This window comes from Arenibacter sp. 6A1 (assembly GCF_012272855.1).
Taxonomy (GTDB): domain Bacteria; phylum Bacteroidota; class Bacteroidia; order Flavobacteriales; family Flavobacteriaceae; genus Arenibacter.
The window spans coordinates 274,913-300,034 of record NZ_JAAXCQ010000001.1 but is presented as its reverse complement, the minus strand read 5'-3'; the positions used below and the strand labels follow the sequence as shown (position 1 = coordinate 300,034).

At 40.1% G+C, this 25,122-nt stretch carries 18 protein-coding genes; 12 read left to right on the top strand and 6 right to left on the bottom strand.

What is annotated here, in order from left to right; all coding sequences use genetic code 11:
- Positions 1–27: 27 nt before the first annotated feature.
- On the bottom strand, positions 28–1,389 hold the full coding sequence (locus HCG49_RS01270) for an NAD-dependent succinate-semialdehyde dehydrogenase (RefSeq protein ID WP_168467752.1): 1,362 nt from the start codon (positions 1,387–1,389) through the stop codon (positions 28–30).
- 582 nt (positions 1,390–1,971) lie between these two features.
- Between HCG49_RS01270 and HCG49_RS01265 the strand changes: the two genes are divergently transcribed.
- On the top strand, positions 1,972–2,826 hold the full coding sequence (locus tag HCG49_RS01265; protein WP_168467751.1) for a BspA family leucine-rich repeat surface protein: 855 nt from the start codon (positions 1,972–1,974) through the stop codon (positions 2,824–2,826).
- Positions 2,827–3,440: 614 nt separating this feature from the next.
- Here the strand turns inward: HCG49_RS01265 and HCG49_RS01260 are convergent.
- Positions 3,441–3,884 carry a hypothetical protein gene (locus HCG49_RS01260; protein ID WP_072763576.1) on the bottom strand — a complete coding sequence of 148 codons (444 nt, stop codon included), beginning with the start codon at positions 3,882–3,884 and terminating at the stop codon, positions 3,441–3,443.
- A gap of 230 nt (positions 3,885–4,114) precedes the next feature.
- Between HCG49_RS01260 and HCG49_RS01255 the strand changes: the two genes are divergently transcribed.
- The 10 genes from HCG49_RS01255 to HCG49_RS01210 all read left to right on the top strand — a co-directional run bounded on the left by HCG49_RS01255 (position 4,115) and on the right by HCG49_RS01210 (position 17,393).
- Positions 4,115–5,215: a DUF2891 domain-containing protein gene (locus HCG49_RS01255; protein ID WP_168467750.1), complete on the top strand. Its 1,101-nt coding sequence runs from the start codon at positions 4,115–4,117 to the stop codon at positions 5,213–5,215.
- 268 nt (positions 5,216–5,483) lie between these two features.
- On the top strand, positions 5,484–6,221 hold the full coding sequence (gene pxpA / locus HCG49_RS01250) for a 5-oxoprolinase subunit PxpA (protein ID WP_317167442.1): 738 nt from the start codon (positions 5,484–5,486) through the stop codon (positions 6,219–6,221).
- Positions 6,221–6,958: a 5-oxoprolinase subunit PxpB gene (pxpB, locus tag HCG49_RS01245; protein WP_168467749.1), complete on the top strand. Its 738-nt coding sequence runs from the start codon at positions 6,221–6,223 to the stop codon at positions 6,956–6,958. The genes pxpA and pxpB overlap by 1 nt, the downstream gene beginning before the upstream one ends.
- Positions 6,951–7,793 (top strand): biotin-dependent carboxyltransferase family protein, encoded by an 843-nt coding sequence (locus tag HCG49_RS01240; RefSeq protein ID WP_168467748.1) that lies wholly within the window; start codon positions 6,951–6,953, stop codon positions 7,791–7,793. Before pxpB ends, HCG49_RS01240 begins: the two co-directional genes overlap by 8 nt.
- A gap of 619 nt (positions 7,794–8,412) precedes the next feature.
- Positions 8,413–10,089, top strand: coding sequence for a dihydroxy-acid dehydratase (ilvD, locus tag HCG49_RS01235; RefSeq protein ID WP_168467747.1), 1,677 nt, complete (start codon positions 8,413–8,415; stop codon positions 10,087–10,089).
- A gap of 89 nt (positions 10,090–10,178) precedes the next feature.
- A complete protein-coding gene (gene ilvB / locus HCG49_RS01230; protein ID WP_168467746.1) occupies positions 10,179–11,912 on the top strand; it encodes a biosynthetic-type acetolactate synthase large subunit in 1,734 nt (577 codons plus the stop codon).
- 51 nt (positions 11,913–11,963) lie between these two features.
- Positions 11,964–12,488, top strand: coding sequence for an acetolactate synthase small subunit (gene ilvN / locus HCG49_RS01225; protein ID WP_168467807.1), 525 nt, complete (start codon positions 11,964–11,966; stop codon positions 12,486–12,488).
- 47 nt (positions 12,489–12,535) lie between these two features.
- Positions 12,536–14,011, top strand: coding sequence for a ketol-acid reductoisomerase (ilvC, locus tag HCG49_RS01220; RefSeq protein WP_168467745.1), 1,476 nt, complete (start codon positions 12,536–12,538; stop codon positions 14,009–14,011).
- A 377-nt stretch (positions 14,012–14,388) separates the two neighbouring features.
- Complete coding sequence (ilvA, locus tag HCG49_RS01215) at positions 14,389–15,642, top strand: threonine ammonia-lyase IlvA (RefSeq protein ID WP_168467744.1); 1,254 nt, start codon at positions 14,389–14,391, stop codon at positions 15,640–15,642.
- Between the two features lie 164 nt (positions 15,643–15,806).
- A complete protein-coding gene (locus HCG49_RS01210) occupies positions 15,807–17,393 on the top strand; it encodes an NADP-dependent glyceraldehyde-3-phosphate dehydrogenase (RefSeq protein WP_168467743.1) in 1,587 nt (528 codons plus the stop codon).
- Positions 17,394–17,463: 70 nt separating this feature from the next.
- On the opposite strand, the gene HCG49_RS01205 is transcribed toward HCG49_RS01210, so the two are convergent.
- Positions 17,464–19,227 carry an ATP-binding protein gene (locus HCG49_RS01205; RefSeq protein ID WP_168467742.1) on the bottom strand — a complete coding sequence of 588 codons (1,764 nt, stop codon included), beginning with the start codon at positions 19,225–19,227 and terminating at the stop codon, positions 17,464–17,466.
- Positions 19,224–20,351, bottom strand: coding sequence for an FIST signal transduction protein (locus HCG49_RS01200; RefSeq protein ID WP_168467741.1), 1,128 nt, complete (start codon positions 20,349–20,351; stop codon positions 19,224–19,226). The genes HCG49_RS01205 and HCG49_RS01200 overlap by 4 nt, the downstream gene beginning before the upstream one ends.
- A 392-nt stretch (positions 20,352–20,743) precedes the next feature.
- Here HCG49_RS01200 and HCG49_RS01195 point away from each other — a divergent pair, with 392 nt between their 5' ends.
- Complete coding sequence (locus tag HCG49_RS01195) at positions 20,744–21,949, top strand: MFS transporter (protein ID WP_240938602.1); 1,206 nt, start codon at positions 20,744–20,746, stop codon at positions 21,947–21,949.
- A 388-nt stretch (positions 21,950–22,337) separates the two neighbouring features.
- Here the strand turns inward: HCG49_RS01195 and leuB are convergent, their stop codons facing one another.
- Positions 22,338–23,393: a 3-isopropylmalate dehydrogenase gene (gene leuB, locus HCG49_RS01190; RefSeq protein WP_168467739.1), complete on the bottom strand. Its 1,056-nt coding sequence runs from the start codon at positions 23,391–23,393 to the stop codon at positions 22,338–22,340.
- Between the two features lie 122 nt (positions 23,394–23,515).
- Entirely contained in the window at positions 23,516–25,033 is a 1,518-nt protein-coding gene (locus HCG49_RS01185) for an alpha-isopropylmalate synthase regulatory domain-containing protein (protein ID WP_168467738.1), read from the bottom strand.
- Between the last annotated feature and the right edge of the window lie 89 nt (positions 25,034–25,122).

Sequence of the window (25,122 nt, the reverse complement as noted above, 5' to 3'; positions counted from 1 at the left end):
AGTCTTTCACCTTACCGCATCAAGATACTATTGTAGGAAGACCGTTTTTTTATTGACAAATTCTAGGATCCCCTCCTTGGAGAGTTCTCGGCCATAGCCCGATGCTTTGGTACCTCCAAAGGGCAGCCTTGGGTCCGATTTTACCATCTCATTGATGAAAAATGCGCCGTCCTCTATTTGATCGATACAATGACGGGCAGCTTTTAAGTCTTGGGTAAAAAGCATGGTGCCCAATCCAAAAGCGGTATTGGCGGCCAAGGCTAAAGACTCTTCTCTGTCCTTGGCCTTGATAATGGCGGCTACAGGACCAAATACTTCTTCTTTAAAGACAGGCATGTCGGGAGTCACTTTAGTAAGAATGGTAGGGGCATAATAAGCCTTGTCCTTTTTGTGGCCTATAAGGACTTCTGCCCCCTTTGCAACGGAGTCGGTTACCTGTTGCGCAACGATATCGGCCAAATCCGGACGGGCCAATACACTGATGTCGGTCTCCGGATCCATAGGGTCGCCTTGGTGAAGTAATTGTACTTGTTGCTGGAATTTCGCTATGAATTCCTCGTAAATATCGGCCACTACGATGAATCGTTTCGCGGCAATACAGCTTTGCCCCGCATTTAACATCCGAGCATTCACCATCGTTTTTACATGGCCATCCAAATCGGCATCTTCCCATACGATGCAAGCATTGTTGCCACCGAGTTCTAAGACTGTTTTTTTTAGGTTTTTTCCAGCGATGGCGGCAATGTGTCTGCCTGCCTTTTCACTACCGGTTAAGGTGACGGCCTTGACAATAGTGTTTTCTATAAGGCTTTCTACCTGCTGGTGGTCGGCAATAATAACTTGGAAACATCCTTTAGGGTAGCCCGCCTCCTCAAATAATTGCTCTAGCGCCATGGCACATCCGCTTACATTGGCGGCATGTTTTAAGATAACGGTATTTCCTGCCGTTAGGGTAGGAGCCGCAAAGCGCAATACTTGCCAAAAGGGAAAGTTCCATGGCATGATGGCCAGTATACATCCCAAAGGGTCGTAACTGATAAAACTCTCTCGAGCCTCGGTCTCAATAAGATCATCACACAAAAAATCATCAGCGTTGACCGCATAAAATTCACATACCCAAGCGCATTTTTCTACTTCAGCGATACTTTGTACCAAAGGTTTGCCCATTTCTTGAGTAATAAGTTTGGCGAATTTATATTTCTGCAATTCCAATAGCTTGCCCACCTTAGACAATAATTTGGCCCTGTCGTCAATAGGTTCCTTCTTCCATTTGCTAAAACTTGATGCCGTTTGCTGTAACACCTGCGCTATCTGTTGATCAGAAAACAGTTTGTATTCCTGCAATAATTCATTGTTGAAAGGGTTTATAGACTTCACCGTATTTTTCATGTTGTCGATCGTTTTGTAGGAAGTAGAATAGTCGCCCTTCCTATTAATAGTTATGGTCGTATGGTAAAGTTAAGGATATCATGATGTACCTCTTGCCAAATATGCCAATAAATATGATATATAAAGGAAAAGTGAATAAACGTATAAATAGGAACGACAGTTGTGGAGGGGTGCTTTTAAGTTGTGGAATCATATCAGTCCAAAAACTATTGACAATACACCATTGATAGCGGTGTAGAGGAGGTCGGATAAAAGTTGTTTCAAATAACAATAGTCATATCTAAAATGGGCAAACCTTCCCAATATTGTACTGGTTTTTATAAAACAATTTGGATAATTATAAAAAAATAAAGCTTTATTCGTTCTTGAGTTTTTGATTAAATTGCAGGATTAAAAATATTAAAAAGAAATATAAATCGTACATTAGATAGTTATTTCCAAGGAAATAGTAAAAAAGACAGGGTGTTTCTTGACATATGTCAAGTCGATTAAAATTAATCGGAGTCTTTTATCTTATTTTTAGGAAATTGTCGTTCCTAAATGGATAAAAAGGCTATTTGTAGGAACCTCAAATTAAAAAGTATGTCAGTAAAAGAAACGTCCTTTAATAATGAATTGCATGGTGAAAAGGCAGTATTCGGCAGTACTGTTCAAGGCGGTAAGGTCAATAACAGCAAAGATTTTATTACCGTTTGGAAAACTGACAACTTTGGAAAATCCTTGTCCAACCAAATATGCTTACCCACAGGACTGGGAAGGTTTCATTATACGGTCGATTGGGGCGATGGTTCCATAGATACAGAAGTCTATACCGAGAGCACTACCCATACATACCAAGAACCAGGGATCTATACCGTTAGAATTAGCGGTGATTTTCCACACCTATATTTCCCTAGCCACAGTGATAGCGAAAAACTATTGTCCGTAGAACAATGGGGGTCGCAACAATGGGTCTCTATGTATTACAGCTTTTATAAATGTTCCAATATGGTTATAAATGCCAAGGATGTCCCAGACCTGTCCTTGGTGACCAATATGAGTTGTATGTTTTATGAGGCTAAAGCCTTTAATCAGGATATTGGTGCTTGGGATGTTAGTAATGTCACTAATATGACCGGTATGTTCTTTAATGCCTTTAGTTTTAATCAGGATATCGGGAGTTGGAATGTTGGTAAGGTAACCAATATGTCAAAGATGTTTTTTAATGCCTATAGTTTTAACCAGGATATAGGTTCTTGGGATGTCGCTAGTGTTAAAACCATGTCCATGATGTTTTATGGGGCAAAGGCCTTCAATCAGGATATTGGCCGTTGGAATGTTGGGGCGGTAACCGATATGGCCTATATGTTTTACGAAGCTAATGGCTTTCAACAAGACATTAGCCATTGGGACTTAAGTAAGGTTACCAATAAACCTAGAATGCAGATGTCGGTGTAGGCCCGATTGTGAATGCAACGATTTACCTGGGCAGCGAGCGTCACTCTTGTACCCGTACAGTAAAAAATACTAGGACTGCATTAATTTAAAAGAGCCTGTTTCGAAAGCCTCACGACTTTGAGGTTCATTTATATTCCCAATGATAATCGAAGCAAAACCAGCTCTTTTTGAATCTTCTTTTTTGGTGTTCTATAGTAGTTATTTTCGGCAACTTCAGTTTAAAGAATTAACCCGTTGCTACAGTAGATCATTGTTATATTAATAAGGCATCTGTCCATCAGTTAAGATCCAACCCGATTTTCAAATTCTCTCATTTTCAAATTACTCCAACCCATTTGTTTCATTAAAAAACAACAGGCCTCTCAGTTACCACAATCCCTGTTCCGCAAAGTCTCCCGACTTTGAGGTTCATTTATATTCCAAATATTAATCGCAGTAAAACCAGCTCTTTTATGAGTTTTCATTTTTGATGTCCTATAGTGGTTATTTTCGGCAACTTCAATTGAGCGAATTAACCTATTGTTACATTAACCAATTGTTACATTAATCAATTGGTACATTTTCACATTAACCCATTATTACATTTTCACATTGATTAATTAACACATAAACCCTTAAATGGTCTTGGTGTTTGTTTTTAAGCTTTCAGAAATCCCCTTTATATTAGCGACGGTCTCTTTTAAATAGTGTTTTATGAGAATATGCGGGATCCGTATGGTCGTAAATCCATTTCTAAAGGAATGCATGGCTTCTTCCAGATTCTGAATGGCCTGGTCGTGGGTTATTAAATTATAGGCAGTGTCTATTTCTATATTTAGTTTTACTCTGGATATAGAAATGTCGACAGATTTTTTTCCGTCCCACCATTCCAAGGTCGGGTGAATACCAACCTCTTTCAGTCCATAGTAGAGAAGAATGGCCTCTTTGGGAGTCCTTTTTAATTTTATCAATTTTTCTATTCTTCCCTTGTGTCTACTGCAAAGTTCAAGACCTAGTGTATCCATGGCATTTCTATGGTCAATATAACTAAGCGCCTTTTTACATTCTAAACATGTCATTTAAGTAGGTTAAATAATTAATTTGGGACTATTATAACCCTAGACATTTAGAAATATTATATCAATGTTAAATTAATATCCGATTTTTAGACGAACGGCATTTTTTTAGACAAACGGCTGTCGTATTTTCTTATTTCTGATGTAAATTTTAGAAAAGGCCGTGCTATTTTGTAGTGAAGCTTTTATATTTACCAATATCTGTTAACCGACCTCTTTAAACCATAAAAACCATGGGTAATAAAATATTGCTTCTTTCAGTAGTCTTACTTTTTTTAATAGGATGCCAGGAAGAAAAAAAGCTGGAATTGGAAGCTCCAAAAACCCTTGAAGTACCAGAATTGCATTTTAAGGAAGCAAATCGCCTAGCCCGATTACCTTTAGAATGCCTGCAAGTAGAGTACCCTAACAAATTAAACCAATCCCTGCACGATGCCACACATTTAGCCCCGCCAAAAGCTTTGCACCCAACTTTTTATGGCTGTTATGACTGGCATTCCTCGGTACATGGCCATTGGTCGCTAATTTCCCTGGTAAAACAATTTCCCAGTTTAAATCAGGCCGAAACCATTAGAAAAATTCTGGTAGAAAATATTTCCAAGGAAAACATCGAAAAAGAAGTTGCTTATTTTAAAATGGAAGGCAATCAAACCTATGAGCGTACCTACGGTTGGGCATGGATCCTCAAATTAGCAGAAGAGCTTCATTCTTGGAACGATCCATTGGCTAGGGATTTGGAAAAAAACCTACTGCCATTGACCAGCTATATCGAGAATGCTTATTTGGAATTTTTGCCAAAATTAAACTATCCTATTCGGGTGGGGGAACATACCAATACCGCTTTTGGACTTTCCTTGGCTTGGGATTATGCACAGGCCTTGGAAAAGGAAGATTTGAAGGCCGCAATAACTACTAGTGTAGATCGATTTTATAACGCTGATTCCAGTTGTCCCATGTCATGGGAGCCTAGCGGATTCGATTTTTTATCGCCTTGTTTGGAAGAAGCTAATCTAGTGCGGAAAGTGTATGGTCAAAAAAAGTTTAGAACCTGGTTAAAGGTCTTTATGCCTCAGCTCGAAAATCCAAATTTTAAATTGGAACCGGGAAAAGTTTCCGATCGTAGCGATGGGAAACTGGTTCATTTAGACGGATTAAACTTTAGTAGGGCTTGGTGTTTATACGGTATAGCCCAAACATTGCCAGAATACGGGCACTTAACACATGTAGCAAACGAACATCTGCAGTATTCACTTCCCAATATTGTCGATGATAATTATAGTGGTACCCATTGGTTAGGGAGTTTTGCGCTGTATGCATTGAACGCATCACAATAAAAGGTTGCACCAAAGGCAATAAGCTTATATGGATGGAGCAATCTTAGATAGCCAAAAGAGACAATTATTCCAACCAAATAACAAAAGGTCATTTAAAGTTAAGGAGTCAGATTATAAGTATTCTATATTATCAGGGGAAGGGGATTGTTTAATAGGGACAAAAATTGCTATTAATCTTATTTAAGCAAGTAACAAGAATAGTTTTTTTATTTTTAATAATAGGAGCGGTAACCATCACTAATATTTAAACTAGAAACCAAAAGAATTTGTGGAATATAGTATTGATATCAATTGCGATATAGGGGAAGGCATGGAGAATGAAGAAATTCTATTGCCATTAATTTCTTCCTGTAATATTGCTTGTGGCGGTCATGCCGGCGATCTAAAAACCATGAGAAGGGTGGCCTTATTGGCAAAACAACACCGAGTGTTAGTGGGAGCACACCCTTCCTATCCAGATAAGGAGCGTTTTGGACGCGTTTCTATGACCATGGGGACAGCTGAATTAAAACAAAGTATCGGAACCCAATTAGAGGATTTTTGTCATATTTTAAAGGAAGAAGGAATTCCCCTAAACCATATAAAGCCCCATGGTGCCCTGTACAACGATTTGGTCAAGGATCTGGCCTTGGTCAAGGTGTTTTTAGAGATTCTTGCTCCTTATAAAAAAGGAATATATCTTTATGTACCCTATAATTCGGTGATAGCCAAGGAAGCCTTGGAAAAGGGGTTTAAAATAAAGTATGAGGCCTTTGCCGATCGAAATTACAATAGCGATCTAACACTGGTCCCTAGGAAAGATCCACAAGCTGTGATCAACGACCCCAAGGCTGTGCTAAGGCACCTTATGGCTATGGTGAAAGATCAGGCAGTGACTACCTTAAGTGGTGAGGAAAGAACCATAATTGCCGAGACTTTTTGTATTCATGGCGATAGTGAGCGTGTAAGTGAAATATTAACCTATCTTTCGGTAGAATTACCAAAGAACCTAATATATATAAAATAGTGAGCAGCCATAAAATATCGATTCGGCCTTTCGGAGTACATGCTATCTTGGTAGAATGGCCCGTAAAGATCGAAGAAGCCATATTGAACGAGATATTGGAATTTGTTCAATATTTAAAAAAATACCACCTGAAGGAATCAGAATGGGAGTTTATCCCGGCCTATAATTCCTTAACCTTGATCTGTAGGGATGCCGAAATCGATTTTGGCGTTTTAAAACCAAAGCTGGAAGAATGGTATTTGGCAAAGAAAGAGCCAGTTTTATTGGAACAATACCTTTGGCGTTTACCAGTGTGTTATGATGCGGAATACGGGGGAGATCTGCAAGAGGTATCGGACCATTTGGGTATCAGTACCCAAGAAATCATAAAACTGCACAGCAGTGCCATCTATACGGTATACGGCATAGGGTTTTTACCAGGTTTTACTTATTTGGGAGGCTTGCCAGAGGCTTTGGAAATACCAAGAAAACCAGTGCCGAGAGCAAAGGTTTTTAAGGGCTCCGTAGGTATTGCTGGAAAACAAACTGGGATATATCCACAAGATTCCCCGGGAGGATGGAATATTATTGGGATTTGTTCCGTGTCTATGTTCGATGCAAAGAGCAAAACGCCCTGTTTCCTCAAAGTAGGCGACAAAGTACAGTTCTATCCCATTTCAAAGGCAGAATACCAATTGCATAAAATAGAAAGTGAAGTGGGGATTTATAAAATGGAAAAATTGAAATGGGATGCTTAATATTATAAAAGCCGGATTTTTTACCACCCTGCAAGATCAGGGGAGATTTTTATTTCGGAATATGGGAGTGCCCGTGTCTGGGGTGATGGATACCATGGCGGTATCTAAAATAAACGCCTTGTTAGAGAACGATGATAACGATGCAGTATTGGAAATTACCATGACCGGCCCAGTGCTCAGTTTTGAGGAACCTACATTTATTGCCCTTGGCGGTGCCGAAATGGCGGTTTTTTTAAACGATCTGCCCATTCGTAATTATAGGGTGTATCAAATTAAAAAAGGAGATGTGCTGTCCTATGGGAAATTAGAAAATGGGATAAGAAACTATTTAGGGGTAAAAGGCGGTTTTACTACCGAACCGATTCTCGGAAGTAGGTCTTTTTACAAACCCGTGACGCAACATAATTCAGTAAAGGACCATACCAGCTTACCCTATGGGATTTGTAAAGATTTTAAACCTAAGATCACAGAATTAAAGGTTGATGCCAGTATTATAGAAGCCAAGGTTCTAAAAGTGTATAAGGGACCCGAGTTTCAACAGTTACATCCAAATCAGTTAGAGCAGCTTTTTTATACGGAGTTTTCCGTGGCCAAAGAAAATAATCGAATGGCCTACCAGGTTAATGAAACAATAGAGGGACATCAGGTATCTATGCTTACTTCGGCAACACTACCGGGAACGGTACAGTTGACACCAGCCGGAAAATTGATCATTTTGATGAAAGATGGACAGACCACCGGAGGGTATCCTAGGATTTTACAATTGTCCGACGAGGCTATTGCTGTACTGTCCCAAAAGAAATCGGGAGATCATTTTGCCTTTAAGTTAATTTAAAACCCTGTTATAAAGTATCGTTGAGGTGACCATGAACCATGGCCGTAAAAAGAAGACGAATGAACCAAAGATTCACGAAACCAATTGGCTTTTGGCACCTTCATTAAAAGAAAAATAAGTTTTTTAATGTTTTTCTTTGATGCTGATCCGAATTTTTATAATATTGCTTTATGCAAATCAATAACAACATTATTAATGTGGTCATTATTATCCCAGAAATGGGGTGATACGGATCGTTATTAATTTAAAAGCCTGTATCAGATAAACTTTGATACAGGCTTTTTTTTTGTTTTTTGATGTCAGAATCAAAAACTATGGCCAAAATAAGAAGGCTTAATTAATTAGATATCTGAAGATGAGTTTTTAGTGGCTTTTATACTCTTTGTTTGTAGAATTGTCAGTATAAAGTTAAAAACATTGACGGGATTAAAGAATAAAAAATTACTGAATATGATATGATTTAAGGGTGTAATAAGCTATAAATCAGCATATTAGATTTATTTTTTAGATATTGAGTTTAAATCAATAGTTAGAGTTAAAAAATTAAGGGTATATAAACATTTATCTTTGATAGTTATATAGAGTTTTTTACAAATAAACATAGAAAGAACACATATTAATGGAATTGAATAAGTATAGCAAAAACGTAACACAAGACCCAACTCAACCTGCTGCTCAAGCGATGTTGCACGCCATTGGTCTGACCGAAGAAGATTTGAAAAAACCTTTAGTAGGGATAGGAAGTACAGGGTATGAGGGAAACCCTTGTAATATGCATTTAAATGACTTGGCCCAGTTTGTAAAAGAAGGTACCAATGAAAGTGGATTGGTAGGCTTGGTATTTAATACAATTGGTGTTAGTGATGGGATTTCTATGGGGACTTACGGGATGCGTTATTCCTTGCCATCTAGGGATATTATTGCAGATTCTATGGAAACGGTAGTACAGGCCATGAATTACGACGCCCTGGTTACCGTGGTAGGCTGTGATAAAAATATGCCTGGAGCCCTGATGGGAATGATCCGTTTAAACAGACCATCTGTTTTGGTATATGGAGGAACAATAGCTTCTGGTTGTTTTAAAGACAAAAAATTAGATATCGTTTCTGCTTTTGAAGCATGGGGAGAAAAAGTTGCCGGTACTATGAACGAAGCGGACTTTAAAGGAGTGATACAGAATGCCTGCCCAGGAGCTGGGGCATGTGGCGGAATGTATACCGCTAATACAATGGCATCTGCCATTGAAGCTTTGGGGATGGCCTTGCCATACAACTCTTCCAATCCGGCGATCGGAAAAGAAAAGAAAATGGACTCTATCAATGCAGGGAAGGCCTTAAAATATCTTATGGAGAACGATATCAAGCCTAGCGATATCATTACCAGAAAATCCTTGGAAAATGCCGTGCGTTTAATTACCGTAATGGGAGGGTCTACCAATGCAGTATTGCACTTTTTGGCCATAGCAAAAGCTGCCAATATAGAATTTACCTTGGACGATTTCCAAAGAATTAGTGATACGACCCCTTTCTTGGCCGACCTAAAGCCTAGTGGTAAGTACTTGATGGAAGATGTTCATAGAGTAGGTGGAACACCGGCAGTATTGAAATTTATGTTGGAAAACGGTATGCTACATGGCGATTGTTTAACCGTAACCGGAAAAACAATAGCGGAGAATTTAGCAGAGGTGCCTAGCTTGACCGAAGGACAAGAAATTATAAAACCATTGAATGCCCCAATTAAAGAATCGGGTCACTTACGTATATTATATGGCAACTTGGCACAGCAAGGATCGGTAGCCAAAATCACCGGAAAAGAAGGGTTGCATTTCAGCGGACCAGCAAAAGTATTCGATGATGAGTTTAAGGCAAATGCCGGGATCGGAAATGGATTGGTGAAAAAAGGAGATGTAGTGGTGATTCGCTATGAAGGTCCTAAAGGTGGTCCTGGAATGCCAGAAATGTTGAAACCGACAGCAGCCATAATGGGGGCAGGTCTTGGAAAAGATGTAGCCTTAATAACCGATGGTCGTTTCTCTGGAGGTACACACGGATTTGTCGTAGGCCATGTGAGTCCAGAAGCACAAGACGGTGGAACTATCGCATTGGTTCAAGATGGCGATATTATTACCATTGATGCAGAAAAGAATACTATTTCCGTGAACCTGAGCGATGAAGAGATCGAAACACGTAGAGCTAATTGGGTACAACCAGCCTTAAAGGTTAGTAAAGGAAGTTTGTACAAATATGCCAATACGGTTTCTTCGGCTTCCGTGGGTTGTGTAACCGACGAGTTTTAGGAATTCACAAAATAAAAATAATCAAATTCCCCTAAGGGATTTTAAGCGGTATTTATACCAAAATATGTTAACCGATTAGGGCTACAATTATGGAAACATTGAAAAAGGAAAAAGCAAAAACGACAAAACAGAACACTATCAGAATTAGTGGTGCTGAGGCTATTATCCATTGCTTATTGGCAGAAGGAGTAGACCTGATTTACGGGTATCCAGGTGGGGCTATTATGCCTTTGTATGACGAGTTTTATAAGTTTCAAGATAAATTAACTCATATTTTAACACGTCACGAACAAGGGGCTACCCATGCCGCCCAGGGCTTTGCTAGGGTGACAGGAAAAGTAGGGGTGGCCGTTGCGACCTCTGGTCCTGGAGCTACAAATTTGGTGACCGGTTTGGCCGATGCCCAGATAGATTCCACCCCAATGGTATGTATTACCGGACAGGTAGCACGTCATTTGTTGGGTTCCGATGCCTTTCAAGAAACAGATATCATTGGCATTTCTACTCCGGTAACCAAATGGAACTACCAAGTAACAGAAGCTGCTGAAATCCCGAAAATTTTGGCAAAGGCATTTTATATCGCCAGATCCGGAAGACCAGGCCCTGTGTTAATCGATATTACCAAAAATGCCCAGATCGACACCTTTGACTTTGAATACGAGCCTTGTAAAGCCGTACGTAGTTATAAGCCATATCCTACGCCAGAAGCTACGGCCGTAGAAGCGGCTGCTGCATTGATCAATAGTGCCAAGAAACCTCTAATTGTTTTTGGACAAGGAGTGATCCTGGGAGAAGCAGAACAACAACTAAAAGAATTGGTCGAAAAATCGGGAATCCCGGCGGCTTGGACAATTTTGGGACTTTCTGCCCTCGATTCCAATCACCCACTAAATGTGGGAATGGTAGGGATGCACGGAAATTATGGCCCTAACCTGCTTACGAATGAATGTGATGTGCTGATAGCCATTGGGATGAGGTTTGACGATAGGGTAACCGGGAGTTTGGATACCTATGCCAAACAGGCAAAAGTAATTCATTTTGACATAGACCCGGCAGAGATCAATAAAAATGTAAAAGCCGATGTGGCCGTATTGGGTAATGCCAAACAAACATTATCTATGTTGTTGCCTTTGATAAACGCTAACAGTCACCAAGATTGGCACAATGAGTTTAAAGAGAAATACAAGATAGAATTCGATGCCGTTATAAAAAACGATGTATATCCTACCAAGGAGAAACTGACCATGGCAGAGGTGATAGAAGAAATAAATATCGCTTCCGATCATAATGCTATAATTGTTTCGGATGTAGGGCAACATCAAATGATTGCTTGCCGATATGCTAAGTTTAAGCAGTCTAAAAGTAACGTTACTTCTGGCGGACTGGGAACTATGGGCTTTGCCCTTCCTGCGGCCATAGGCGCTAAAATGGGTGCCATGGATAGGGAAGTAGTAGCCATTATAGGCGATGGAGGGTACCAGATGACCATTCAGGAACTGGGAACCATTTTCCAAAACAAAACCCCAGTGAAGATCGTAGTGCTTAATAACGAGCACCTGGGAATGGTACGTCAATGGCAAGAATTGTTCTTTGAAAAAAGATATGCCTCTACCGTGATGACCAATCCCGATTTTGTAAAAATAGCCGAAGGATACCATATTGAGTCCAAAAGAATCAGTGAACGAAAGGACTTAAAAGCAACTATTCAAGAAATGTTGGCTTCTAAAGATGCTTATTTTCTAGAGGTATGCGTGGAAAAAGAAGACAACGTTTTTCCGATGATCCCTGCAGGCGCTTCAGTTTCCGAAGTACGGTTGAAATAAATAATAAAAAAAATAAAGAAGCCAAAGCATCAAGCAATGGCGGAGAGGAATATGGAAAAAAAATGGTTTACGATTTCAGTGTACTCGGAAAACAATGTAGGGTTGCTGAATAGAATTTCGGGGATATTTTTAAAACGTCATATCAATATAGAGAGTTTAAATGTTTCTAAATCAGAAATAGAAAACGTTTCTAAATTTACCATAGTGGTCTATACCACTCCAGCATGGGTCCATAATATTGTTGGGCAGATTGAAAAACAAATTGAAGTGATCAAGGCTTTTAGCCATAGCGATGAGGAAACCATCTATCAGGAATCTGCGCTTTTTAAAATTGCTTCTTCTTTGTTGTTCGACGAAAGAAATATTCAGAATATTATTAAAGAAAGCAATGCTCAGATCGTAACGGTTTCGAGAGACTTTTTCGTGTTGTCAAAATCGGGCAGAAGAAGCGAAATTGAGGAAATGTACGAACAGTTAAAGCCTTATGGAATTATGCAGTTTGTGCGCTCTGGAAGGATTGCTGTCTCCAAAGCAGAAATGCAGATTTCGAAATTAATAAAAGAATTTAATCAATAAATAATAAACTCCGATAGCTATCGGAAATTAAAAAACGCGTTTAAAAAATGGCAAATTATTTCAATACACTATCTCTAAGAGAACAGTTGACCCAATTAGGGAAATGTAGGTTTATGGATTCTTCTGAATTTTCAGATGGTGTATCAGCTTTGAAGGGAAAGAAAATCGTCATCGTTGGTTGTGGTGCTCAAGGGCTAAACCAAGGGTTGAATATGCGCGATTCTGGATTAGATATTGCTTATACTCTTAGAGAAGCGGCGATTAAAGAGAAAAGACAATCTTATTTAAATGCAACGGAAAACGGATTTACAGTAGGTACTTATGAGGAATTGGTGCCTACAGCAGACCTAGTGGTAAACCTTACTCCAGACAAACAGCATACAGCAGTAGTGTCTGCCATTATGCCATTGATGAAAAAAGGAGCGACCTTGTCGTACTCTCATGGTTTTAATATCGTAGAAGAAGGTATGCAGATCCGTGAGGATTTAACCGTAATCATGGTGGCGCCTAAATGTCCAGGATCTGAAGTACGTGAAGAGTTTAAAAGAGGATTTGGGGTACCTACCTTAATAGCCGTACATCCCGATAACGATCCTCAAGAAAAAGGATTGGCCGAAGCCAAAGCATATGCAGTAGCAACAGGTGGTCATAAGGCAGGTGTATTAGAGTCTTCCTTTGTGGCAGAAGTAAAATCTGATTTAATGGGTGAACAAACCATTTTATGTGGACTTTTACAAACGGGATCTATTCTTTGTTTTGATAAAATGATCGAAAAAGGAATCGATGCCGGCTACGCTTCTAAATTGATCCAGTACGGATGGGAAACGATTACCGAAGGATTGAAATACGGGGGAATTACCCATATGATGGATCGTTTGTCGAATCCAGCAAAAATTAAGGCTTTTGAACTTTCAGAAGAATTAAAAGATATCATGCGTCCTTTGTTCCAAAAGCATATGGATGATATTATGGAAGGGCATTTCTCTAAAACCATGATGGAAGACTGGGCAAATGACGATAAAAACCTATTGACTTGGAGAGCCGCTACAGGAGAAACTGCCTTTGAAAAGACAGCAGCCGGTAGCGATGAAATTTCTGAGCAGGAATTCTACGATAATGGTGTGCTTATGGTAGCCATGGTAAGAGCTGGTGTAGAATTGGCTTTTGAGGCAATGACTGAATCAGGAATTATTGCAGAGTCTGCTTATTACGAATCTTTGCACGAAACTCCATTAATAGCGAATACCATTGCAAGAAAGAAATTGTTCGAAATGAACAGAGTGATTTCTGATACTGCAGAATACGGTTGTTACCTTTTTGATCATGCTTGTAAGCCTTTATTGGCCGACTTTATGACTACTGTAGAAACTGATATTATTGGAAAGCCATTTGCTGACCAAAAGAATTTAGGGGTAGATAACGCTAAGCTTATTGCCGTTAACAAAGCGTTGAGAGAGCATCCGGTAGAAGTTGTCGGAGCAAGACTTCGCGCATCTATGACAGCGATGAAGCCGATAGTGTAACACACTCTTGGTAGAAAAATTTAAAACCTGTCTTGTGTTCGTTACTTGACAGGTTTTATTTTTTTGAATGTTGATTTTAATGATTCCCAATACAAGTACCACTACTGCAAGCAGTCTCCTTAATGGCCAGGGAACGGGACTTTCTCGAAGAGCTATAATTAGGTAGCAAGCAAAATGAATAGAGAAGGCAGTTTGACGCCTAAGAATAAGGAAATTGAAGGGACCTGCGCTAGTCCCTCCCCAAGCAATAAACACCTAAGAGGGTGCAGCATGAAAGAGGAGGTTTTAGATAAACCTATAAAATTACGGTAGCCGCTAATTGCAATAGCAATTCTATACCGCTTAATCCTCTTAATACAAATACTAAAGAAAAGAATATGACTCCATATTTTCCCAATATAGAAGATGTCCGTAAGGCAGCAATAACCATTCGCCAAGTAGCAGACATTACCCCATTAACCCAAAGTATTCGCTATTCCAAAGAATATGATGCTAATATTCTACTGAAAAGAGAAGATTTACATCGTGTAAGGAGCTATAAAATACGAGGAGCCTTTAATAAAATTAGCTCCCTATCAAAAGAAGAACTAATTAACGGCGTTGTTTGTGCCAGTGCCGGAAACCATGCCCAAGGGGTTGCCTTTGCATGCAACCACCTCGGTATTCAAGGTACTATATATATGCCTGCCGTTACCCCAAAACAAAAGGTAGAACAAACCAAGTTGTTTGGGGGAGATTGGGTTACCGTTGTATTGGAAGGAGATACCTTTGACGATTCTTCAAAGGCGGCGATGAAATTTTGTTCCGAACATAAAAAAACCTTTGTCCATCCCTTCGACGATCCAAAAATAATAGAAGGACAGGCAACCGTAGGGCTCGAAATATTAGAACAGACCAAGACCCCAATAGACTACCTTTTCGTAGCCGTTGGGGGAGGAGGTCTTGCCTCGGGATTATGCGCTGTGTTTAAAACCTTGTCGCCAAATACAAAAATTATTGGGGTGGAACCTCAAGGAGCACCATCCATGAAAACTTCCATGGAAAAAGGTGTCAATACAAAATTAAATCAAATTGATAAGTTTATAGATGGAGCCGCCGTGCAACGAGTAGGCGATTATACCTTTTCTATCTGTAAGGAATACTTAAAAGATATGGTCACCGTGGCAGAAGGCAAGGTGTGCCAAACAATATTGGATCTCTACAATAGGGATGCCATTGTGGTAGAACCGGCAGGAGCATTGACAATAAGTGCATTGGATGATTTTAAAGAAGAAATCAAAGGGAAAAATGTAGTTTGTATTGTCAGTGGTAGTAATAACGATATAACAAGAACCGCAGAGATAAAAGAACGCGCCTTGTTATTTGGAAAATTAAAACATTACTTTATCGTTAGATTCCCGCAGCGCCCAGGCGCCCTTAAGCAGTTCGTAGCAGAAATATTGGGACCTAACGATGATATTACCCATTTTGAATATTCAAAGAAATCGAGTAAGGAAAATGCTCCGGCAGTCGTGGGAATCGAGTTAAAAACTCCTGAAGATCTGGAGCCTCTTGTACAACGAATGAAAGAGAATAACTTTTTTGGGGAGTATATTAATGATAAACCAGATTTGTTCCAGTATTTGATTTAATCACATTTGATTCTATTTTTATTATAAAGTCAAAATCTAAAACGTTTTCGTTTTAATAATGCATTTGCTCCACTAATTTATGTGCTGAAAGACAATCAGAATTACTAAATTAGCAATTAGAGCATTTTGGAATTAGGATTCCATCAATATTTAAAAGATATATTATGAACAACACAGATATCGCGGAGGAATATAAAATCACCAGTCTTATTCACCAAAAATCTTATTTGGTAAATGGAGTGTTAAAACCATGGGAAGGGAAATCTACAGAAGTGTATTCTACTATTTCATCGACAGAAGAGTATGCTCCTACACTTTTGGGATCTATTCCGGATATGGGTGAAGAAGAAGCTCTGGGAGCGTTGGATGCAGCCCTGTTGGCCTACAATAAAGGGCAGGGCGCTTGGCCGACCATGAGGGTCAATGAGCGGATAGAATGTATGGAGATCTTTGTGAAAAAGATGAAGACCAAACGAGAAGAAATCGTAAAGCTCTTGATGTGGGAAATAGGTAAATCCCTTCCAGATTCGCAAAAGGAATTCGATAGGACCGTAGATTATATAGAAGATACCATAGAAGATTATAAGCAGTTAGATAGGAATTCTTCCAAGTTTCAAAAACACGATGGCGTGTACGCCCATATTAAGCGAGGACCCGTTGGAGTGGTACTTTGTTTAGGACCGTATAACTATCCTTTAAATGAAACTTTTGCCCTATTGATTCCGGCTATCATGATGGGGAATACGACTATTTTTAAACCTGCAAAACACGGCGTTCTGTTAATAACCCCTTTACTGGAGGCTTTTCAGACTAGTTTTCCCAGAGGAGTCGTTAATATTATTTTCGGTCGCGGGAGAGCAGTAGCTAGCCCCATAATGAAAACAGGAAAGGTAGATGTATTGGCACTGATCGGGAACAGTAAATCTGCCAATGCCCTACAGAATCAACATCCAAAAAGTAATAGATTACGCTTGGTATTGGGCTTGGAGGCAAAAAACCCAGCTATTATTTTACCAGATGCAGACCTAGACCTTACTATAAACGAATGTATTGCCGGGACCTTGTCTTTTAACGGACAACGATGTACGGCCTTAAAAATAATTTATGTACATAAGGATATAGCCAAAGAATTTAATAAGCGTTTTGCCAAAAAAGTTGATGCTTTGAAATTTGGGAACCCTTGGGAGAACGGAGTGCAGTTAACGCCATTGCCAGAACCGGCCAAACCAGCATATATTCAGGAATTAATAGATGATGCCGTCGCTAAAGGGGCTACAATATTAAATGAAAAAGGAGGTCAGCGTTTTGATAATTATATTTGGCCTGCAGTACTATATCCGGTAACCAGTGACATGCGAGTGTACCAAGAAGAACAATTTGGCCCAATAATTCCTATTGTGCCCTTCACTGATATCGAAGAGCCTTTAGATGATATGGCCGAGTCTAATTACGGGCAACAGGTAAGTTTGTTCGGAAAGGATGTGTACGCCCTAGCACCGCTCATAGATACCTTGGTGAACTTGGTATGTAGGGTAAACCTAAACAGCTCTTGCCAACGTGGACCAGATGTGTACCCGTTTACAGGAAGAAAAGACTCTGCCCAATCGACCCTTAGTGTACACGATGCCCTGCGGTCTTTTTCAGTAAGGACCTTTGTAGCCTTTAAGGACAACGAATTGAATACAGACACTATAGAAAAGTTGTTAGATACCAAACTATCGAATTTTATCAGTACTGATTATATTTTATAAAAGTTACTTTCGATAGCGGTAATGTACAAGGATGCCCCCGAATTCTTTTAGCAAGAATAGGGGGCATTTTTTATAGGTGCTTGTGTTGTGCTACTATTTGGGATAGGGTTGTGTAGAGTTTAAAAGGGTCAAAGGGTTTCAAGATCAGCCCATCAATACCATATTTTTCAGTTTCCTTCTTGACATCCATGCCAATAGAGGCCGAAAAGGCGTAAATAGGAGTTGTTTTGTTGGGTGTATGGTCCGTTTCCCGAATTAATTTGCTGGCTATAAATCCGTTGAGTACCGGCATATGAAGATCCATTAAAATAAGGTCATAGGAGTTTACTTTGGCTTTTTCCAGGGCAATCAGACCATTTTCTGCTATATCGTAGTCGACCCTCCATTTGGTCAGGAATTTTTCGAGCACCATAATATTGATCTTATTGTCGTCTACCGCCAGAATCTTTATTCCGTCTAGGGAATGGTACTGGTCAAAACCTAATTGATACTTGTTGTTGATATTCTCAATTTCTTCGTTTGAATTTGCTTTTGGAAGGGTAAGTGAAAAACTAAATGTAGAGCCCTTGCCTACCTTACTTTTCAAATGTATGCTACTGTCCATACGCTCTAACAGTTGTTTGCAAATGGCAAGCCCTAAGCCGGTACCTCCATATTTTCTTGTGGTATCGGAATTGGCCTGGGTAAATGATTGGAATATCTTTTTCTGTTTAAGGTCGGGTATTCCTATTCCGGTATCCACGATCTTACATTCTAATACCTGAAATTCTTCGGTGTCCTGAACTACTTCAATATCTAAGAGTACCTTCCCTTGCTCCGTAAATTTTATGGCATTATTGATAAGGTTCGATATAATTTGGGTAATCCTAGTGCTGTCCCCAATAAAATTAGGCGCTAAGGCGCGGTCTTTCTTTATATTGAGCCGTATTCCTTTGCTTTTCGCGATATTGTTAAAAATACTATGAATACCGTCCAAAAGGTAGTGAATATTAAAATTAGCTTCCTCTAGCTCTAACACCCCCGATGTTATTTTGTTAAAATCTAAAATGTCGTTTACCAAACATAGCAAATGTGCCGAGGAATGTTTTAAGGTTTCCATGTTTTCCATTTGATCGGGTCTAGGGTTTTCTAAAAGCAAGAGGTGGCTAATTCCTATTACCGCACTCAAGGGTGTTCTTATTTCGTGCGACATGGTGGACAAAAATTCGTCCTTAGCCTTGTTAGCCCTAGATTCCTTCTCCTTGGCCTCCGTTAAGGCTAGTTCTGTTTCCTTGAGGGTAGTGATATCGACAATGGTTCCTATAAAACCTTCGGCCATAGCTTTTTTGGAGGGGATGCTTTTTAATGAAAATTCGAGCCATTTTAGTTGACCGTCCGAGGTCTTTAACTGTATGGTTTTAGCGAAAGCATTTGGGCCTGCACTGTTAAACTCTTTTAAGAGGTTGTATGGATTTCCCGCTTCGTCTTTTAGGTAATTAGTATAGGGCTGGCCCAAACAATCCTGTACTTTTAATCCGGTTAAATTTTCCCAAGCCGGATTGAGATAGGACCAATTTCCTTCGAGGTCCATTTCAAAAATGACATCTTTTATATTCCCTGCAATTTTGGATAGTTGCCCGCTAATGGTTTCAACACTATTTTTAAGCTGTTGGTTGGCTTCAAAAAGCTCTTGTGAGCTCAGCTCAAGAATGTGTTCTGTATGAAGAATATCCTTGTCAAATTCTTTATAGGCCAGATCAATTTGGCATAGTAAAGGGGTTATCCGTATTAGGGTTTGTTCATCTAAATCGGCCTTGGCTAACTGTCTTTTTAATAATCGGTGGAAGTCTTTCATTCAGAAAAGGTGGTTATGGTCATGGTTTGGTTGTGTAGCGCACAAGGTGTAAATTTATCAAAGGGAGCAATTTCCCCATAAGAATAAAAACCAGTGCTGTAAACAGCATTTCCAAAGACGTCATTGACTGCTTCGACCTCCTCTTCTGCCAGTTGTTTCATCACTAGTCGCCGGCCAACACAACTAATTAGAAAAGCCAATTGCGGCTGTTTCCCTATATTGGCCTGTGCTACATCGGCAGCGTGTTCTGCCCCGTTGATAATTCGATCTATATTGGCTTTCATTAGTCGTACATATGATCCCTGTGGAATATTGCCGGCAAAGGTTAGACTTTTTGCTTTTTCATCGATTCCTAAAATGGTCCTGACAACGGGCGATTTATTCGTCTCATCGCGCATACTTAAGGGAAATAATAATCCCGTACCCGGTAGTTCTTTTGCCTTTTCCCCTAAAAAAGTTTTATAAAGATCCAAGGCTGGTACCCCATCCAATTCATAAAGGATGTTAAGGTCAGATTTTGTGACCATACGCTCTATGCCAAAACTGTCCCAGCCTCCTTTAGAACTATAGCCTATAGTTAGGTCGTCACCATAAAATCCCAAGGCTACAATCTTTTTCGATGCTAGTCGGTCTTTACAGATCACAAAGGTTTTTTCAAAATTAGCCCCGTCGCCAGCCAGGCCGCCAGTAATGCTGACAGATGTGTCCAAAGGAGCTGTAAGTCCGTCGACCAATTCTGCGCCATTGACAAAAAGACCGTCGCTGAGGACAAAAATATGTCGTAGGTTTTTTTCCGCTAAATTCTCGCTGAGCGCTTTTCCTGCTTTGAAACTATCCATTTCACAGGAATTTAGATCTATAGCCGTGCACCGTAACTTTGTATGAGAAAAGCGAACAGCCGTCAAAGCTATAGAAGCATCGAATATTTTGTTTCCTAGAATTTCTCCTGCTGTAGAACAACCAAAAAGGATGGCTGTATCAAATTTTTGATGCAGTTTTTTAACGAATTCTTCTGCCCCGTTAAAAACCGGAGAAATAAAAAGAAAAAACACATCGGGTGTAAAATCCAACGCTATAGTTTCTATATCCTCAATGCTCAAAACTTTATGTTGGTATATTTTCATGGCATGCTTTGATTACTAAAATACTCCCTTAAGGAAGGAAGACGAACGACATCCTTTTATATGCCTAACGAATTATGATAAATCTTTTTTCTATAGGATCGTCAATAGATGGCGCCGGCTAGTAGTCTTATATAAAATACCTCTGAATAGTTGTCCTCCTTGGTCTTTGGCTTCCCAAAGGCATTAAAAATCTAATTTATACAGTTAAGACCTATATAAAATTAATCAATTTTAACCAAAAAATAAGATAACGTTTATTAATTGTTAAAAGTGCTATTAGTCGTTTAAAGCTCCCTAAATTTGCAGGTTTTTGCCCCTAGGAACTTCGCAAACGCCTAGAGGTGAGGTTTTCGGCCAATTTTACATTGGCTAAAAGATTAAACATGGTACTTATGAAGAATGAAAATTACAATAAAAAAGCATTAATAGCCCTGGCAATGGGTGGTTTTGGAATAGGGATGACAGAATTCGTTATCATGGGGATTCTCCCAGATGTTGCCAAAGCCTTACAGATTACCATTCCACAGGCCGGACATTTTATTTCTGCCTACGCATTGGGGGTAGTGGTAGGTGCGCCAACCCTAACCGTTTTAAGCGGAAAGTGGCCGGCACATAAAGTGTTGCTCTTTTTAATGGGGTGGTTTACTGTTTTTAATACCCTTTCTGCCTTTGCAACAAGTTATGAAATGTTGCTGGTTTCGCGCTTTTTATCAGGATTGCCGCATGGGGCATTTTTTGGGATAGGGGCTGTGGTTGCCACCAAATTGGCCAAAGAAGGGAAAACGGCCCAGGCCATCGCGACCATGTTTACCGGTTTAACCGTTGCCAATGTAATAGGAGTGCCTATTGGGACCTATCTCGGACATCAGTACAACTGGGGTCTCTCCTTTATAATAGTCGGTGTCATAGGGGTGCTCACCATGCTTAGTATCTATTTCTGGATGCCAAAATTAAGCCCTTCCTCAACCGGTAATTTTAAAAAAGATCTCAAGGTTTTTAAAAAATTGGAACTTTGGGTGATGATCCTTTTGACAACCGTAGGTACTGGTGGATTTTTTGCCTGGTACAGTTATATAGCACCACTGATCACTCAAGTTTCCGGGCATCCAGAAACAATCGTAAGCTATGCCATGGTATTGGCGGGTCTAGGGATGGTTTTTGGAAATTTCCTGGGCGCTAAAATGGCAGAATTATTTTCGCCAATAAAGGCCGTTATGATAAGCTTATCCCTTATGGTGACTGTATTGCTGATCAATAGCGTTATTGCCGTAAACCCCACCCTTATTTTAGTGTGGACCTTTGTGGTCGGTTTTATATCCTTCAGCGTATCGACCCCTATACAAATGGCGATCATCAGAGCCTCTAAGGGGTCCGAAATGGTAGGGTCATCTATGAACCACAGTGCCTTTAATATGGGGAATGCTTCCGGGGCGTATTTTGCCGGCCTGCCTATAGCCTTAGGGTATGGTTTTACATCGGCGAGTATCGTAGGGGCCGCCATGGCAGGAACAGGGGTGTTCATCGCTATTATGATCATTCTCTTTAGGAGGTCTAAAAAAGTAAAGGCTACAAGAGAAATGGCGCTCAATGCACAATAGCCTTTTCTAGAATATGTCTGAAAGCTACAGTGAATTTCTTTATTTTTAAGATAGTAATTTGGGCGTTCCCTCCTGCGTCGGGCGGGCCCTTGGCTATATCCCTCGCTCCGCTGCGGGGATGCCGCCGCGGTCCCTAACGCAAAATAATTTGTCGCCCTCGGAATTGGGAAGGGACCATTGGGGTGCTGCCAACCTAGGATAAATTCATTGTGAAATGAGCATGACCGAATTCCGGTCGCACCTATGAATTCAATTATGGGAACGACATAAATTCCTAAAAGACCAATATTGGCTACATATAAAATGGTAGTAATAGAAAAGCCCTGTATCGAATTGCGATACAGGGCTTTTTATGAAGAATATGGAAGTCTAAGCTTCCGAAAATCGGTTAAATATTGCTAGCCAACCAATCTCCAATTTCACTTGTTTTATAGGCTTTTTTACCTTCAGCTAAATCTTCGGAAACAACTCCTTCTACCAAAGATTTGTTTACTACGTCTCTAATAGCCTGAGCTTCTTCCGTTAAATTGAAATCTTCGAACATCATAGCGGCCGATAATACAGTGGCCAATGGGTTGGCGATGTCTTTTCCGGCAGCCTGTGGGTAGGACCCGTGAATTGGCTCGTATAATCTAGTTTTGGTCCCTAAGGAAGCCGATGGCATAAGTCCCATAGATCCTGAAATAACAGAAGCTTCATCGGTTAAAATATCGCCGAAAAGGTTTTCTGTGATAAGGACGTCATAAGAATTTGGCCACTGTACCAAACGCATGGCAACAGCATCTACAAACTCATAAGAAACCGTAACTTCTGGATATTCTTTCTCTAAACCTTGTACGGTTTCTCTCCATAATCTGGAAGTTTCCAATACATTGGCCTTATCTACACAACATAATTTTTTAGATCGGTTCATGGCCATTTCAAATCCTTTTCTTGCCAAACGCTCTACCTCTACACGTGTATAAGTACAAGTGTCATAGGCGGTATTGCCATTGTCTTCTCTTCCTCTTTTACCAAAATAGATCCCCCCTGTAAGCTCTCTTAAAAATACTAAGTCGGTTCCTTCAATACGCTCTCTTTTTAAAGGCGATTTATCTATTAGAGAAGGAAAGGTGAAAGTAGGACGTACATTGGCAAACAATCCTAATTTCTGGCGCATTTTTAATAATCCTTGTTCTGGACGAACCGTAGCAGACGGATCGTTGTCAAACTTAGGGTGTCCTATAGCTCCAAATAAAACAGCATCTGCCGCCTCACATACCGCATGGGTGTCGTCTGGATAAGGTTCCCCAACGGCATCGATAGCCGCAGCACCTGTTAAGGCTGGCGTCCAGTTTATTTCATGATTGTATTTTTTTGCGATAGCATTCGATACTTTTACCGCTTGGTCAATGACTTCAGGGCCTATTCCGTCTCCGGCTAAAAGGGCAATGTTTAATTTCATTATGTTTGTGTTTGTTAGTATAGTTATTGCACCAGAAAGGCAGTGCTAAAATTTATCTATGATTTCTAAATTTGATTGCTGCGTATCGCTACGGGCAATCTTTGGGTGTATGCTGTCTTCTATTATATAATATTCAGCATTTTTTCCGTCGCTTTGATAGCAGATACGGTTTGGTCAGAATCTAATCCCCTCGAAATAAATTCCTTTCCATTGCGCTGCCAAGTAATAATGGTTTCGCAAAGGGCGTCAGAATTACTTCCGGGCGGAATCCTAACGGCATAATCCACCAGTGTAGGCAATGCCAGATTCTTTGAAGCATATACTTTCTTTAGGGCATTCATAAAGGCATCGTATTGACCGTCACCTTGGGCATGGGCCTCAATAAGCTCGCCATTGATTTCTAAGGCCAAGGTAGAAGAAGGCATTAATCCTTTAGAATGGGTAAGCACATACGATTTTATAAATACCTTTTGTTGAAAGGTGTCACTATCTAGAACATCCGAAATAATAAAAGGCAAATCTTCCTTGGTTACCTTTTCTTTTTTGTCGCCAAGTTCAATGATTCTAGCCGTTACCTTTTTTAATTCGTCATCATTGAGGGTCAGTCCTAATTCCTGTAAATTCTTCTGGATATTGGCTTTCCCAGATGTTTTTCCAAGAGCGTATTTTCGGATCCTGCCGAAACGTTCGGGCATTAAATCGTTAAAATACAAGTTCTTTTTACTATCCCCATCTGCATGTATACCAGCGGTCTGGGTAAATACGTTATCGCCAACAATAGGTTTGTTCGCCGGAATACCGAAACCGGTAAATGCCGAAACCAATTTACTGACCTTATGAAGGGAAGTTTCATTGACTCCTACTTCTACATCGGTGAAAAAGTCGTTTAAAACGGCTACCGCGCTGGCCATAGGGGCATTTCCTGCTCTTTCTCCCATTCCGTTGACCGTAAGGTGAAGTCCGTGGCAACCAGCCTTTACCGCTTCCATGATATTGGAAACACTTAAGTCATAATCGTTATGGGCATGAAAATCTAAATGCAGATTAGGGTAGCGTTGTACAATCTCTGAAATATAATCGAATGTTTCCGAATGGGTAAGGATCCCCAAGGTATCTGGCAACAATACTCTTTTTATAGGTTGCTTGGAGAGGAAATCTAGAAATTCGAAAACATATGATTTAGAATTCCGCATCCCATTACTCCAGTCCTCTAAATAAACGTTGGTAGCGATGCCAGCAGCAGTAGCTGCCGCGATAGCCATATCTATCTCCCTAAAATGCTGTTCCGGTGTTTTTTTTAACTGATGGGTCAAGTGGTTCATAGAACCTTTGGTTAAAAGGTTCTGTACTTTTGCACCAGCTTTTTCCAACCATTCCAAGGATACGCCGCCATCAACAAAGGTCAATACTTCTACTCGATCTATATATCCTTTTTTATTGGCCCATTCCGTAATTTGTTGTACTGCCGATAGCTCTCCTTCGGAAACTCTGGCCGAGGCCACTTCAATCCTATCTACCTGTAATTCATCTAACAATAATTTTGCCAGAGTAAGTTTTTCGGACGCTGAAAAGGACACCCCAGAGGTTTGCTCCCCATCTCTAAGGGTGGTGTCCATTATTTCAATTTTTCTTTTCTTCATGAGTGTCTAACCACTAATTATTAAGGGTTCATTTTGGTGGATTTGTAGGGCCACAAGGCTTTGATTGACCAAAAATTGCCCAAACTACA